This window comes from Methylobacterium sp. J-070 (genome assembly GCF_022829385.1).
Taxonomy (GTDB): Bacteria; Pseudomonadota; Alphaproteobacteria; order Rhizobiales; family Beijerinckiaceae; genus Methylobacterium.
The window spans coordinates 30,843-45,331 of record NZ_JAKSXX010000166.1; the positions used below are offsets into that span (position 1 = coordinate 30,843).

Annotated in this window: 10 protein-coding genes and 2 pseudogenes; 2 read left to right on the plus strand and 10 right to left on the minus strand. The window is 69.9% G+C overall.

Annotated features, from left to right (window positions below):
* Window positions 1–21: 21 nt before the first annotated feature.
* Window positions 22–1,803: a glucan ABC transporter ATP-binding protein/ permease gene (locus tag MKL01_RS18160; RefSeq protein WP_243906610.1), complete on the minus strand. Its 1,782-nt coding sequence runs from the start codon at window positions 1,801–1,803 to the stop codon at window positions 22–24.
* 275 nt (window positions 1,804–2,078) lie between these two features.
* Between MKL01_RS18160 and MKL01_RS18165 the strand changes: the two genes are divergently transcribed.
* Complete coding sequence (locus MKL01_RS18165; protein ID WP_243906611.1) at window positions 2,079–2,852, plus strand: motility protein A; 774 nt, start codon at window positions 2,079–2,081, stop codon at window positions 2,850–2,852.
* Window position 2,853: 1 nt separating this feature from the next.
* The gene (locus tag MKL01_RS18170) at window positions 2,854–3,687 is read left to right on the plus strand and encodes a flagellar motor protein MotB (RefSeq protein WP_243906612.1); all 834 of its coding nucleotides are present in this window, start codon (window positions 2,854–2,856) and stop codon (window positions 3,685–3,687) included.
* Window positions 3,688–3,705: 18 nt separating this feature from the next.
* Here MKL01_RS18170 and MKL01_RS18175 read toward each other — a convergent pair whose 3' ends face one another.
* From MKL01_RS18175 to MKL01_RS18215, 9 genes and pseudogenes are all read right to left on the minus strand, one after another.
* On the minus strand, window positions 3,706–4,992 hold the full coding sequence (locus MKL01_RS18175) for a hypothetical protein (RefSeq protein WP_243906613.1): 1,287 nt from the start codon (window positions 4,990–4,992) through the stop codon (window positions 3,706–3,708).
* A 490-nt stretch (window positions 4,993–5,482) separates the two neighbouring features.
* Entirely contained in the window at window positions 5,483–6,934 is a 1,452-nt protein-coding gene (locus MKL01_RS18180) for a carbohydrate porin (protein WP_243906614.1), read from the minus strand.
* A 199-nt stretch (window positions 6,935–7,133) separates the two neighbouring features.
* Window positions 7,134–7,400 (minus strand): annotated as a pseudogene (locus tag MKL01_RS18185) (ABC transporter permease subunit); the annotation flags it as partial.
* Window positions 7,401–7,452: 52 nt separating this feature from the next.
* A pseudogene (locus MKL01_RS18190) lies at window positions 7,453–8,058 on the minus strand (SMP-30/gluconolactonase/LRE family protein); the annotation flags it as partial.
* Between the two features lie 63 nt (window positions 8,059–8,121).
* Window positions 8,122–8,898: an SDR family NAD(P)-dependent oxidoreductase gene (locus MKL01_RS18195; protein ID WP_243906615.1), complete on the minus strand. Its 777-nt coding sequence runs from the start codon at window positions 8,896–8,898 to the stop codon at window positions 8,122–8,124.
* Between the two features lie 24 nt (window positions 8,899–8,922).
* Window positions 8,923–9,270, minus strand: coding sequence for a hypothetical protein (locus MKL01_RS18200; RefSeq protein ID WP_243906616.1), 348 nt, complete (start codon window positions 9,268–9,270; stop codon window positions 8,923–8,925).
* A 261-nt stretch (window positions 9,271–9,531) separates the two neighbouring features.
* On the minus strand, window positions 9,532–10,527 hold the full coding sequence (locus tag MKL01_RS18205; RefSeq protein ID WP_243906617.1) for a LacI family DNA-binding transcriptional regulator: 996 nt from the start codon (window positions 10,525–10,527) through the stop codon (window positions 9,532–9,534).
* Window positions 10,528–10,820: 293 nt separating this feature from the next.
* On the minus strand, window positions 10,821–11,330 hold the full coding sequence (locus MKL01_RS18210) for a CAP domain-containing protein (RefSeq protein WP_409566275.1): 510 nt from the start codon (window positions 11,328–11,330) through the stop codon (window positions 10,821–10,823).
* An 80-nt stretch (window positions 11,331–11,410) separates the two neighbouring features.
* A complete protein-coding gene (locus MKL01_RS18215; protein WP_243906618.1) occupies window positions 11,411–14,086 on the minus strand; it encodes a DUF3772 domain-containing protein in 2,676 nt (891 codons plus the stop codon).
* Window positions 14,087–14,489 lie beyond the last annotated feature (403 nt).

The following is a 14,489-nucleotide window of genomic DNA, read 5'->3' on the forward strand; positions in this document are numbered from 1 at the left end:
GAGCCCCCGGACGGAACCGCCTCACGCCGCCAGGGCCAGCCCCTCGTCCTCGTCGGATTCCGCCGCCATGAACTGGGCCCGGGCGAGCTCGGCGAAGCGGCCGCCCTCGGCCACCAGCTGGTCGAAGGTGCCGGCCTCCACGATCCGGCCCTCGTCGAACACCAGGATGCGGTCGGCGTCGCGGATCGTGGCGAGGCGGTGGGCGATCACGAAGGTGGTCCGCCCCTCCATCACGGTCTCCAGCGCGCCCTGGAGCTTGCGCTCGGTGGCGGCGTCCAGCGCCGAGGTCGCCTCGTCGAGGATCAGGATCGGCGGGTTCTTCAGGAGCGCCCGGGCGATCGAGAGCCGCTGGCGCTCGCCCCCCGACAGGGACCGGCCGCGCTCGCCGATCACCGTGTCGAGCCCGTCGGGCTGGCGCGCCATGAAGGCGCTGGCCTGGGCGCGCTCCAGCGCGTCGAGCATCTCGGCATCGGTGGCGTCGGGGCAGCCGACCTGGAGGTTCTCGCGGATCGAGCGGGCGAACAGCATCGGCTCCTGGAACACCACGCCGATGTTGTGGCGCAGGCTCGAGAGGCCGACGTCGCGGATGTCCATCCCGTCGATGCGGATCGACCCGGAGGCCGGATCGAAGCTGCGGTGCAGCAGGCCGAGCGTCGTCGACTTGCCCGAGCCGGTGGTGCCGACCAGCGCGATCGTCTCGCCGGGCCGCGCCGAGAACGAGACGCCGTCGAGCGCCCGCCGGCGGCCATCGTACGAGAAGGCGACGTCCTCGAAGGTGACCTCGCCCTCGAAGCGCGCGACCTGCCGGGCATGCGGCCGGTCGGCCACCGCCGGGACGGTGTCGTAGATCTCGAAGAACTCGGCGATCTTGGGCGCCTGCTGGAACAGGCCGTTGACGAAGCCGACCACGTGGTCGAGGCGCGCCACGAAGGCGGTGGCGAGGCTCATGAAGGCCACGACCTCGCCCACCGTGGTGGTGCCGGCCTGGTAGAGCCAGATGCCGGTGACGAAGATCGCCGTCATCGTGATGGTCGCCGACGCCCGGGTCGCCACGTTGGCGAGCGCCCACCAGGACAGGACCGGGATCTGCGCGGCGAGCAGGTTGGTGATAATGCCGCGCATCGCGTCCTTCTCGGCCTTGGCGCGGGTGAAGGACTGGATCACCGCGACGTTGCCGAGGGCGTCGGACGCATGGGCGGCGAGCCCCGAATTGAACTCCTCGACCTGCCCCTGGAGGGTCTCGGTCCGGCGCATCACGAAGATGGTGAGCGCCGTGAAGGCCAGCACCAGCACCACCAGGATCGAGCCGAGCTGCCAGTTGATGAACAGCGTCATCGGCAGGAGCACGCCGAGCGACACCAGCGCCACGAGGTGGTCGCGGAAGAAGCCGAGCCACAGCCAGGCCATGCCGTTGGTGCCCTCCAGCATCGCCTTCAGGACCCGGCCCGAATGGTTGGCCGAGTGGAAGGCCAGCGGCAGGTCGAGCACGTGCTCGAAGTAGCTCGCCATCGACGACAGGCGGTTGCGGTGGGCCAGCCGGTCGGCGTGGAGCGCGATGAACACGCCCGCCGCGATGGTGAAGAAGCCGAACGCCACCCAGGCGGCGAGCAGGGGCAGCATGGTGCCCATGGCGTCGCCGCCGCGCTTGAGGTGGGTCAGCTGGTCGATGATGCGGCCCATCAGCAGCGGCTCGGCGAAGGCCGCCACCGCCAGCACGAGGTTGGTGGCGGCCAGACCGATGGCCAGCCGCCGTTCCGCCTTCAGGAAACCCAGGACCCGCCCGTACAGACGAACCATCACCACCGCTCCGCCACCCTCGCGCGGCCCGTGTGACCCGGGTCCTGCGCCTCGACCTGAGGGTTCCGCGCGGCCGGCACCCGCGCCGATTCCCCGCAAACCCCTCGTACGACAGGGCTATGCCAGGCTTTGCCTGAACGCGCGATGACGGGCCGACACAGGGTCGAAATGACCTTCTTTACCGTTCGTTCAGCAAGGTTTCCTAACCCTGTGGACTACCCGGCCGTTTTCCATCCCGGGTTCCGGTTTTCCTGAACGATTCGGCATCGGGCCCCCGCCTCATGGATCTCGCAACCGCACTCGGCCTGCTCTCGGGCCTCGGCGTCGTGGTCGGGCTGATCATGCTCGACGGCGGTCATTTCGGCGCCTACCTGTCCGAGCACGCCGTGGTGGTGGTGTTCGGCGGTGCCACCGCGGCCACGATGATCCGCTTCCCGTTCTCGGTGATCATGCACGGCCTGCCCATGGGCCTGCGCTTCGCCTTCATGATGCGCTCGGTGAAGCCCCAGGAGCTGATCGAGGAGATCACCAAGATCGCCGACGTGGTCCGCAAGTCGGGCCCGATGGCGCTGGAGAACATGGAGATCTCCGACCCGTTCCTGGCCCAGGGCGCGCGCTACATCGCCGACGGCTACGACCGCGAGTTCATCCGCGACACGATGGAGCGGGACCGCGATAACTTCCTGATGCATCTCGACGAGGGCTCGAAGGTCTACCGGGCCTACGGCGACTGCGCCCCGGCCTGGGGCATGATCGGCACCATCCTCGGCATGGTGGCGATGTTCGCCAACATGTCCGACCCCTCGAAGCTCGGCCCCGCCATGGCGACCGCCCTGCTCGCCACCCTGTACGGCGCCGTGATCGCCAACCTGATCACCCTGCCGCTCGCCGACAAGCTGCACGTCAAGCTCGAGGAGGAGGACGTCTCGCGCTCGCTGATCATCGACGGCATCCTGATGATCCGGGACCAGAAGAGCCCGACCCTCGTGCGCGAGATGCTGGTCGCCTACCTGCCGCACAACCACCGCGAGGCGCTGCTGGAACAGGCCGCCTGAGATGGCCAAGAAGAAGCGCGGCGGCGCGCATGGCGGCCACGGCTGGTTCGTCACCTTCGCCGACCTGATGGCCCTGCTGATGAGCTTCTTCGTGATGGTCGCGGCGTATTCGACGCAGGATCAGAAGAAGATGCAGATGGTGGCGGGCTCCATGCGCGACGCCTTCGGCGTCAACAAGGAGTCGAAGTTCGCCGGCATCATCGAGACCGATGGTCTGCCGGCGGCCGACCACGTCAAGTACCTGCGCGACATCCCCCCCGAGCAGGCCACCGACCGCACCACGCCGCCGCGGCTCAACAAGAGCAGCGAGTTCGGCCTGACCGACACCGGCGAGCCGGAGAATTTCGGCCTCGCGGCGGCCTCCCTGCGGCAGGCGCTGCAGAGCCTGCCGGATTTCGCCGAATTGTCGAAGAACGTGGTGATCGCCCGGACCGAGCAGGGTCTCGACGTGTCGATCGTCGATCAGGACGGGCGCTCGATGTTCCCGGAGGGCTCGACCCGACCCAACGAGCGCACGCGGCGGCTCCTGGAGAAGCTCGGCCCGGCGCTCCGCCAGATGCCGAACCGCATCGCCATCACGGGCTACACCGCGACGGACCGGCCCGGGCAGCGCCCGGCGGCGCCCCCCTGGGAACTCTCCGCGGGACGCGCCGTCACCGTCCGGGAGGTCCTGGCCGGCTCGGGCGTGCCCGACGACCGGTTCGCCTCGGTCTCCGGGAAGGCCGATACCGAGCCGATGTTCCCCGACAACCCCTACATGCCGGCCAATCGGCGCGTGACGGTGACGCTGCTCAAGGAGGCGCCGCCGGTGCCGAACGTGAAGGGCCTGCCGTGAGGGCACGCGCCCTGCGCCTCACCCGACCGCCTGCAGCCCCCCCTCGAAATCCTTCCGCCGGGCGTCGGTGACCTTGCCGTCGGTGAGCTTGCCGTCGATGCCCTTGCCGTCGACCTCCTCGGCCGGCCCGGAGACCGCGACGACATCCCCGTGGGCGTTCCGGTCGTTCAAGCGGCAATTGATGACGTCCCAGATCTGCCGCAGCCGGCGGACATGGAGATCGTCCCGGATGTAGCTCAGCATGGCGTCGAGCTCGAAGCGCTCGTCCAGCCGCACCTCGCTGTTGCCGTCCGCCCTGTCCACGCTCTCCGACGAGACGCGGATGTCGCCCTCGAAGCTTCCGGCGTCCTCCAGCAAGACGGCCGTGACCCTTTGGGCGACATAGGGATTCCGGATGCACCGCTCGAGATCGAATATGGTGCGGATGCTCAGTCTCCTCAGCGCCAGGACCTTGGACGGCCCGACCGCGAGGATCAGCTGCGCCTGGGCGACCCAGTCGATCACCTCGTAGAGGCCGTAGGGAGTCTCGACGAAGATCTGGATGGGGTTCATCGTCGCGAGATTCTGCACATCCTGAATCTCGAACTCCCCGAGCCGCAGCTTCATGAACGGGTCGATGCCCAGGATCATGTCGAGGGGCAGTTCCTCCTGCAGCCTCTTGCTCTCCTCCGCGACCCGCCGCAGCCGGATCCAGGGGAATTTCGCCACCAGCGCCCGGATGAACAGATCGGGGACGAGGCCGATCACGAATGCCATCGCGATGGCGAGATTCGCCCCCAGTTCGCCCAAGCGCTTGAGATCGAACAGATGCGCGTGCCACACGGCCGCGCTCACCGACAGCGCCAGGAGGAGATGGAACACGGCATGGAAGAACGAGATCGGCGAGAGATCGAAATTCGAGATCCGCCGGATGAGATACTGGATGGTATAAATATAACCGGCAATGAAACTGTACGCTAACGATCCGATGATCGTATTCTGGGGATCGGTGAAATAATTTTCCCGCAGGCTGAGCGAGCTGCCGTCCCGCTGGTGGAACCCCATGCTGAAGCAGATGCAACAGATCAGCACGTAGGTCACCACCGGAAACAGGTAGAAGATGAACGATTGCGGATTCTCGTCGCCATCCTCTCGCTTGGGCTTGGCTTCCGGGTCGTATTTGTATTTCACCAGCTCGAAAGACGGAAGTATGATCTTCCGACCGTCGACCGTGGCGAAGCTGAAGAGCCGCTCCAGATCGACCACGATCTCCCGTCGACTGAGCCTGATGTTCCTGCGGCCGACGAAGATCCCGATCGGGACCATGAGACTCAGCAGGAAAATGACGATGAGAAGGAATTCAAGTTCTGCGTGCTGAGAAATCAGATCACCGAACATCGGCAGGGATTCCTCGATGGGTGGATCGTTGTACTGATTCCACCGGCCCCGAGGCGGGTCAACATCCCTTTGGAGGATGCCAATATGGACTTTTGACGTTTGGATCTTTCGATCGCCTGCGATGGACTTCCCCGCGCGTGACGACGCGGCGCGTGTCCGGCGCAGGGGCCGGTCGGTTCGGCGTCGGACCAGCCGGCCTCGGCGGGGAGAGTGCGCGGCGTCGATGATCCGACCCGCGGCCTCGACCCTCGGGCGTCATCGCCGGGTCGTCGAGACGCCCTCGCCCGCCCGGCCGCGAACCCCGTTCACCCGCGACCGGATCGAACCGTTCTGCCCGGCGCGCCCCGTGCCGGACATCGCGCGGGGTTCCGATCGCCCCCTGTCGGCGCGAGGGCGCCGGCAGGGGGCGAGGCCGGTTTCAGAAGGTGACGCCGCTCTTCACGCCGAAGACGACCACGTCCTCGCGCCGGTTGATGCCGCCGGGGCGGTTCACGAACTGGATGTTCGGACGGATCACCACGTCCGGCGTCAGAGCGAGGCTGTAGAACACCTCCAGCACGCGCTCGTAGCCGGGGATCGGCTGGTAGGTGCCGCCGAAGGCGTTCGCCGCCGCAATGCCCCGCGCGGCCGCGGAACTGGCATGCGACTGGCCGATCGCGACGCCGATCCAATCGGAGGGGCGGGCATCCCAGAAGCCCTTGTAGACGAGGCCCAGCGTCTCCTGCTCGTCGAGGGGCGACGTGCGCGGATCCGCGAAGGTCACCCGGAGGAAGGCGGACAGGTTGCGGGTGGGCTCGTCGGGGTTCGGCCGGTAGAGTTCCTGCACCGCCACGCCGTAGACGCCGCTGCGCTCCTGATGGCCGAGGGGGAGCCCGCCGTACAGGCTGAGGGGGAGCCGCGCGGTGTTGTAGTAGAGGTCGGGTCCGCCCGCCGTCTGGTACCAGCCGCCGACCGTGTAGCTGCCCCGGTAGTTGAACGGGCCGAAGGTCGGGAACACGGCGCCTTCGAGGATCGCCAGGGCGCCGGTCGCCCCGGTCGGGTCGAAGTTGAACCCGTCATCGAGATCGCGCCGGTTCACTTGGTAGACGCCGGCCTGGATGTATCCGGTCTCCAAGTTTCCGAGCCGCAGACGCGCCGCATATTGTGAGATCGGCCAGTTGTACCAGTAGTTCCCGACGAGGTTGCCCGGCTGGTTGCCGCAGAAGGTCAGGTTCTGGAACTCGCAGGCGAAGCCGGCGAAATCGGACCCGACCGGCATGCGTCCGAACTTGAGATCGACGTACCGGCCGAATTGCTGGTCGTACGACAGCGTGGTCAGGCGGGGAATGTTGCCCCGGCCGTAGACTTCCTCCGTCTGCTGAAGGAGGCCGAGATGCGCGTCGATCGGCAGGCTGCGCCCGAAGCGCTGGGTGAAGACGAAGTTCATGGTGCCGCCTTCGACACCCGCGAGCTGATCCATGTCGGCCGCGCCCTTGAGGACGAACTGCCCGCTGCCCCGCAGCTGCTGGCGCGTTCCACCCTGGAGATTGGTGCCGACCTCGTAATCGACGCCGGCATCGACACGGATGCCGGCCCGGAAGAGGTCGTCGCGCAGGCCGCCGAGATTGCCGAACAGCCCCCATTTCGGCGCGGCGGCGCGGGTGTCGAGGCTGCCGCCGGGGGCGAGGTTGGGGTTGGTCGCCGTCGCCGGCCGGGCCAGCGGGAGCCCCGCGACGGGCGGGCGGCGCGCGGGCCGGGCACGGCGCGCGCGGACCGGCCGTGCCAGTCCCTCGGGCACGTTCGTCACGGCGGCGGGACCGGTGGGCTGCACCTCCTGCGCATGAAGGCCGGGCGTCCAGAGGAGCCCGTGCGCGACGACGGCGCCGAGCATCAGCGCCCTGCCTCTGCCGAACGTAAGAGTTTCATTGATCATGGTCTTCCCCCAGCCTCTGAAATGCAATTTTGGCTTTTATTCTTTGTCTTCGTCTGACATTGTTATTATTATAGGTATAAATTCAGACACGAGGCCGAGAATGGCCTACGCTCCCGATCTTTAGACCGGTCACGTCGTGCTTGACGGAATCAATGCCTCAGATTGTCTTAGCGTATGCTGCGACGTCGAGCCAAACAGCTAGAAGAAGAATCGTTCCTTTGACGATCATCTGCCAGTAACTGTCGAGGCTGAGCATCGACATGCCGTTGTCAAGGCTCGCCATCAGGAGGGCGCCGACCAGGGCCCCCACGACGGTGCCCGCCCCGCCCCGCATGGGGGTGCCGCCGATCACGCAGGACGCGATGGCGTCGAGTTCCTGCAGGCTGCCGGCCGAGGGGGATCCGGCCGCGAGACGCGCGGTCGTGGCGGCGCGGTCGGCCTCCGACAGGCCCTTGCGGGCCGAGGTCGCCGCCGCCGAACAGACCCGTCCAGACGCAGCCCTCCGCGTCGACCGTCAGGCCGTCCGGGTATCCGGCGCCGTCCTCGATCCGGGCGAAGGGGGTCGGTTCCCCGGCCGGCTCTCCGCCGGCCAGGGGAACCCGCCAGATCGTGCGGCCGAGGGTGTCGGCGTGGTGGAGGATCGCCCCGTCCGGCGAGAAGGCCGGGCCGTTGGTGATCGTCACCGCCGGCAGGCCGCTGTCGGCGGCGCCCGCCCCGCCGAACCGGTAGAGGCGGCCGGTCGGGGCGCGTTCGGCATCGTCCATGGTGCCGAACCACAGGCTGCCGTCCGGGTGGACGGCCGCGTCGTTCAGGCGGTTCCCGGGCAGGTGCGGCTCGGGGTCGTGCAGGGCGGCGAACAGGCCGCCCTCCGGGTCGAAGCGGTGCAGGCCGGACTGGAGGCCCGCCACCAGCGAGCGGTCATGGGCGGGCAGTACCCATCCGGGCTGGTCCGGCGCGTCCCAGCTCCGCAGCGCCCCGGCCTCGGGATCGTAGCGGTGCAGGCGCCGCGCCTTGATGTCGGTGAACCACAGGGCGCGCGCGTGCGGCAGCCAGACCGGTCCCTCCCCGAGGATCGCCTGCACGGCGTGGACGTGATCGGGCCGGATCGCCAGGGTTGGGATCGCCAGGTTTGGGATCGCCAGGGCTCAGCGCCAGCCCGCATCGATGAAGTAGCTGTGCCCGGTGCACATCCGGGCGTCGTCCGAGGCCAGGAACAGGACCAGGGCGGCGACGTCCGCCGGCTGGATCCGCCCGTCGAGGCACTGGGCCGCCACGATCTCGGCCGCCCCCTCCGGGGTGTACCAGCGCTCCTGCCGCGGCGTCTGGACGTTGCCCGGAACGACCGTGGCGACGCGGATGCCGTCCCGGCCGAGGTCCCGGGCGAGCGCCCGCGTCAGACCCTCGATCCCGGCCTTGGCCACTTGGTAGATCGGCATGTCCCGCGAGCCGAGATGCCAGCTGATCGATCCGAAATTGAGGATCACCCCGCCGCCGGCCCGCCGCATGGACGGCACCGCCGCCTGCGCGGCGAAGAACATGTGGCGCAGGTTCACCGCCATGCGCGCGTCCCAATAGGCCGGCGTCACCTCGTCGATCCTGTGGCGGTCGTCGTTGCCGGCATTGTTGACGAGGACGTCGATGCCCCCCAGCGCCGCCTCGGTCTCGGCCACCAGGGCGCGGACGGCCTCCACGTCGGTCAGGTCGCAGCGCCGGTAGAGCGGCGGATGCACCGCGTCGCCTTCGAGCCGCGCGACCAGCTCGGCGGCCGCGTCGTCGGCGATGTCGCAGAACGCGACCCGCGCCCCCTGGGCGACGAAGGCCTCGACCAAGCCCTCGCCGATGCCGGAGGCACCGCCGGTCACCAGCACCCGCCGGGACCGGAGGCTCGGGTAGATCGCACGCGTGGAGGGGGACGACGACACGGATACGGGCTCCGGGACTCAGGATCAGCGGGTGGCGGCGCGGGCGAGCAGCGGCACGATCTCCGGCTCGGGGCTGTCCCCGGTTTTAGCCGAGCGGATGCCGATCCGGGTGCCTCGGCCGACGGGCGAGGGCACGGGCGACGTGCTGAAGATCACCGCGTCCGGCCCGATGGCGGCCTCGATGTCCCGGGACCGCAGGCCGTCCTCCATGAGGCCGCGCTCCGGCGCGGCGGCCTCCCCTGTGCCCGGGACGACCGCCCGCCGGCTCGCCCCGATCCGCGCCCGGACAGTGGCCGCCGGATCGCCGTTCGCGCGCTGCTGGTTGACACGCGCGCGGGCGTAGGCCGCGAAGGTCACGCCGGAGGCCGTCACCGGGGCCGAAGGCGGTGGGCCCCGCCGCGGCTTCGTCGTGGACGCGGCCGAGGAACAAGCCCGCGCGCCGGTCCGTCGGCAATGCGTGCGCCGCCGCGAAAGCCATGCGCGCCGCTCCCCTCGGTCCCGGCGGAGACTCAGCGGCCCCCACTCGTCTGATAGCGCTAACATAAACCGGCGTTCCAAGATCTTGTCAAGATCCGGCGCGGGAGGAAGGCCGCACGCCGAAGTGAAGCGAAGCAAGCCCGCGCGGACGCCCAGTCAGCGCGGCGGCGCGTCCGAGAAGCGGCGGACCAGCGCGTGGTCGAGGACAATATGCGCGCGGTCCGGATCCTGTCCGGCGCGACGGGCGCGGGCTGCTTTCATGAGCAGGACCATCGCCGCGTGGGACATCTCACGGATGGGCTGGCGGATCGTCGTGAGTTCCGGCCAGATGGTGGTGGCGATGGCCGTGTCGTCGAAGCCGCAGACCGTGAGATCCTCCGGGACGGCGAGCCCCCGGCGCAAAGCCACGGCGACGGTGGCGGCGGCCATGTCGTCGTTGCTCGCGAAGATGGCGGTGGGCGGTGCGGGGCCGGTCAGCAGCCGTTCCGCCGCCTCCAGCCCCGAGCGGTAGGTGAACAGGCCCGGCGCGACGAGGCCGGGATCGAAGGTGAGGGCCGCCCGCTCCAGCCCGTCGCGGTAGCCGAGGAAGCGGCGCTCGCTCGCGGTCTGGTCGGGATTGCCCCGGATGAAGCCGATGCGCCGATGGCCCAGCGCCGCGATATGCGCCGTCATGGTGAGGGCCGCCGCGTATCCGTCGATGCTGACCGCCCCGATCGCGGTCTCGGCCTCCCAGGTGCCGACACGGACCGCCGGCAGGCCCGTGGCGACCACCGCGGCGAGCACCGATTCCGAATCGCAGAGGGGCGGCGGCAGGAGCAGCCCGTCGATCCCGCTCGCGAGGAAGCGGGCCGCGACGTCGCCCTCCTTCTGTCCAAGCTCGCAGATCTCGACCAGAAGCTGCGCCTGCGCCTGGCTCGCCGCCCCGAGGCATCCGACCAGGAACTCGCTGAGGTAGGCGGCACTCGGGTTGCTGTAGAGCAGGCCGATGCGGATCTGGCTGACGCCCGCCAGGATCTGGGCGGAGATGTTCGGCTTGTAGTTCAGGGCGGCGATGGCCCGCTCCACCGCCTCGCGGGTGCCGGCGCGGACCTTCTCGTCCCCGTTGACGACCCGGGACACCGTCATCGCCGAGACGCCGGCCTCGCGCGCCACGTCGCTGACTGTCGGGACCCCGGTGTGCCGCCGCGTCGAACCCTTTCCGGCTCTGCTATCGGGGGGCGACAAAACCGGTTTCAATCCTTGTCCCTGCCCCAGGCCGGTCCGGAGGGGCGCCCGCCGAAGCCGACACGGCGCCGGTTTCATCTGAGCACGAACGGAGTCTCGAGGCGAGGGCGTGCCGCGCCCGCACGGCATCGGCACGACGCCGGTCGGACAGGTCTGCGCACCGTCGCAGCCGCGTGACCGCGCCGGCCGCGTGACGGCGCTCGACTGGTCCGGGCATGTCTCTAGCGGGCCGTCAGCAGCGCCCAGTAGACCTTGTACTTCGTGCCCGGCGCGTAGGCCGTGGCGATGCCCATCTTCGTCGCCCGGGGATCGGTCATCGTGGCGTCGTGCGGCGGGCTCTCCCGCCAGCCGGAGAACGCCTCGGCCAGGGTGTGGTAGCCGGCCGACAGGTTGGCGTTCACCTCCGCGTAGCCGAGCCGCGCCACCGCGGCCTTCACGGTCTGGGCCCGGCTCGGCCGGTCGGCCAGCGCCATCGCGGCGGCCTCGGCCTCCGCGAGCCGCTGCAATTCGGGATCGACCGCGAGGGGCGCGGCGCCGCGGTTGCGGCGATAGGCCGAGATCATGTCGCGGGCCGCGTCCACGTCGATATGGGCGCTGTTGCTGGCGAGCGGCAGGTAGATGCTCGGCAGCGCGGCGGTCGTCGGCGCCTCGGCGGCGCAGGATCCGAGAAGGGCCAGCGCGGGGAGCCAGGCCGTCCGCCGGAGAAGCCGTCTCGTGTGTCGTGCGCCCACGTGATCCTGGTCCCCGCCTCCGCAACCGGCTCGGATGCCGGAGCCATATAGGCGCGCTCCGGCCAAACCACATCGGGCCCTCAGCCGCCCGCGCTCCGTAGGCCGCGGTCGCGCGGCGCCGGGGCCGTGTCTGCGCCCTCCGGGGCCGGCGCCGCCAGCCCGAACCGGCTGGCGATCTCGCCCATGGCGCTCTGCATCGCGTCGAGCCCCTGCACGGTCACGATGCTGGCGCCGGGCCCGAGGGGCGGGATGAAGCCCGCCTCCGACAGGGTCGAGAACACGGAGAAGTTCAGGTCGGTCAGCACCTTCTGGCCGAGGCTCACGTCCACGATCCAGACCAGCAGCTCGAATTCCAGGAACGGGTCGCCGATCTTCTTGAACACCACCCGGGGTGCGGGATCCTTGAGCACGTCGGCATGGCCCTGCGCGCAGGCCGTGATCATCTCGGCGGCCCGCACGGGGTCCTGGTTGCGCAGCACGCTGACCGTGATGCTGACCCGCCCCGAGCGGTCGCCCCGCACGCGGTTCTTCACCACGCCGGAGATCAGGTTCGAGTTCGGCACGATCACCGCCGAGCGGTCGAAGGTCTGGATCTCCGTGGAGCGCACCGAGATCCGCTTCACGATCCCCTCGGAATCGCCGATCACCACCTGGTCGCCGACCCGGATCGGGCGCTCCCACAGGAGCAGCAGGCCGGAGACGAAGTTGTTGACGATCGACTGCAGGCCGAAGCCGATGCCCACCGACAGGGCGCCGGCCACCAGGGTGAGCTTCTCGAGGCTCAGGCCGAGATACGAGAAGGCCAGCGCGAGCGCGAGCAGGAAGCCGCAATAGCCCGCCACCGTGGTGATCGAGTTGCGCAGGCCCGCGTCGAGGTCGGTGGCCGGCAGGTAGGTGTTCTCCAGCCAGCGCTGCACGCCGCGGGTGATGAACACGCCGAGCACCAGGATGCCGATCCCGAAGGCGATGCTCGAGAGGGAGATCGTGACGTCGCCGACCTTGAAGCCGAAGAAGGCCTGCCGGACCGAGGAGACGATGTCGGTGGAGTCGAGGCCCCAGGGCGCCAGCACGAGGAGCGCGGCCACCAGGAACAGGACGACCCGGGTGCCGCCGGTCGCCAGGACCGAGATCTGGTTCAGCGAGCGCTTGCGCAGGCCGGTATTGGCCTGGAGCGTCGTGGCCAGCCGCGTCTCGTCGCTGAGCGCCCGGCCGATGAAGATGTCGACGCTCTGGACCAGCAGGTAGAGCAGCACCAGGACGCAGGCGGCCCAGATCAGCTGGTCGGTCAGGAAGGCCGCGAAGGCGACATAGCCCACGAGCGCGCCGAGGCCGATCACCGCCACCGCGGCCCAGCCGAGGAGCCGGGCCGGCCCTCCGATGCCCGTGGTGGTCTTGGTGGGCACGTAGGGGCCGAAGCAGGCCTCCTCCTCCTGCTCGGTATCGGCGAAGCGGTGGAGGCCGACCGCCAGGATCAGGGCGGTCGCCACGGCGCCGAGGCCCCGCGTGGCGATGGAGATCGGCAGGGCCGCCGAGATCCCGGAATTCAGCGCCTCCACGGACTTCACCACGGTGACCACCGTGGCGATGCCGACCGCGAGCCGCGTCAGGCGCGTGGCCGCCGCGTCGCTCACGGGGGCGGGGCGCCAGGCCGGCTTCTCGGGGCTGAGCAGACCGTCGCAGAGGGCCTCCACGAAGGCGATGAAGGCGAGCCCCCCGAGGATCGCGGCGGCCACCGGCAGGAGCCGGGACGGCAGGAGGTCGGTGGCGTCCAGCGCGTAGTAGACCGCGTAGGATCCGGCCACCGCCGGCACGGTGCCGAGCAGGATCACCCGCCAGGCGGCGAGCAGCATGGCCCGGCGCGACGGATCGGTCTTGGCGGCATCCCGGCGGGCCCCCCGGGGGGCGATGTTGCGCCGCCCGAAATACAGCGCGATCGAGATCCCGAAGGCGAGGCCCAGGAGCAGCAGGTTGGTGAGGCTGCCGTTGCGGGAGAACAGCAGGCCGATATCGGAGACCGCGCTCTGCAGGGCGCGCGTATCCCGCGGCACGTCGGCCATCACCTTGGTCCAGAGACCGGGCCCGGCCAGGGGCTGGGAGCGCTGGAACAGGTCGCGGGTGAAGGATTCGCGCCGACGGTTCGAGACCCGGTCGACGATCTGGTCGCCCTGGACCACCAGGGAGCGGGCGAGGCGCTGGGTCTCGTCGATCCGGGTGACGGCGGCCTCGCGCTCGACGCGCTGTTCGGCGACGTCGGCGCTCTCCTGGGCCTCCTTCGGCTTCGGCCCGAGCTGGGCCAGCCGCTCGCGCGCGGCCTCGAGGGGCGCGTCGAGACGCGTGACCAGGGCCCGGATCTCCTCGGTGACCGTGGCGGCGCTGTCGCGGATGGCGGTGAGGTCGGCCACCGTGAGGTCCGTGTGACCGAGCTGCTTCTCCCGGGCATCGAGCTCGGCCTTGGCGGCCTCGATCTTGGCCCGGACCTCCTTGAACTGCTCGGGGACGTCGGCCTGCGCCGGCGCCGGCTTGGTCGCCGCGGGCGCGTTCCCGGTCGGCTTGATCTCGGTCGGCTTGATCTCCGGGGCCTTCGCCTCCGCGGGCTTCCCGGCGCCGGGTTCGGGCTGTGCCTGGGCGAAGGCCGGCGCGGGTGCGGCCGCAGGGATTCCGAGCCCGAGCGCGGCGAGAACCGGCAGGAGAACCGGCATGAGAACCGGCAGGGGGAGCGGCAGGCGCGGACGGAGTCGCGCGGGCGTACGGGTCATGGGCAACCTTCTCGTCGGGTGCGCCGGAGGCACGGTCGACGTCCAGCATCGGCGAATCGGCGACGGCAGGGGACCGGGCGGGCCTCCCGGCGGCCGGGCGCTCTGGGCGAGCTTTAGGGCGAAACCGTGCTGCTGCCCACCCGTCGGCGGATTCCCGGGGCCGCCGGCCGGTCTGTGGGTGCGTCCCCGACGCCGGCGGGAAAAGCTTCACAAGGGTGTCACGCTGGGATTAGATGAACACCTGATGGACAGGGCCTTTTCGTCATTACGCGAAAGGGCACGGCCGGCGATCGTGCCGGCCCGGCCCGGCCGCGTTCCGGATGCTTCCGCCCCGACCGGCGCCCCTGCGCGCCGGCCCGCAGCTCTGTTGCTCTCTCCGCCTCTCCCCCCAGGCCGGCGTCCC

What these genes read in the sequence shown, in the direction of transcription:
- MKL01_RS18165 (WP_243906611.1), top strand. Translation starts at nt 2,079, where the DNA reads ATGGATCTCGCAACCGCACTCGGCCTGCTCTCGGGCCTCGGCGTCGTG.
- MKL01_RS18170 (WP_243906612.1), top strand. Translation starts at nt 2,854, where the DNA reads ATGGCCAAGAAGAAGCGCGGCGGCGCGCATGGCGGCCACGGCTGGTTC.
- MKL01_RS18175 (WP_243906613.1), bottom strand. Translation starts at nt 4,992, where the DNA reads ATGGTCCCGATCGGGATCTTCGTCGGCCGCAGGAACATCAGGCTCAGT.
- MKL01_RS18180 (WP_243906614.1), bottom strand. Translation starts at nt 6,934, where the DNA reads ATGCTCGGCGCCGTCGTCGCGCACGGGCTCCTCTGGACGCCCGGCCTT.
- MKL01_RS18215 (WP_243906618.1), bottom strand. Translation starts at nt 14,086, where the DNA reads ATGACCCGTACGCCCGCGCGACTCCGTCCGCGCCTGCCGCTCCCCCTG.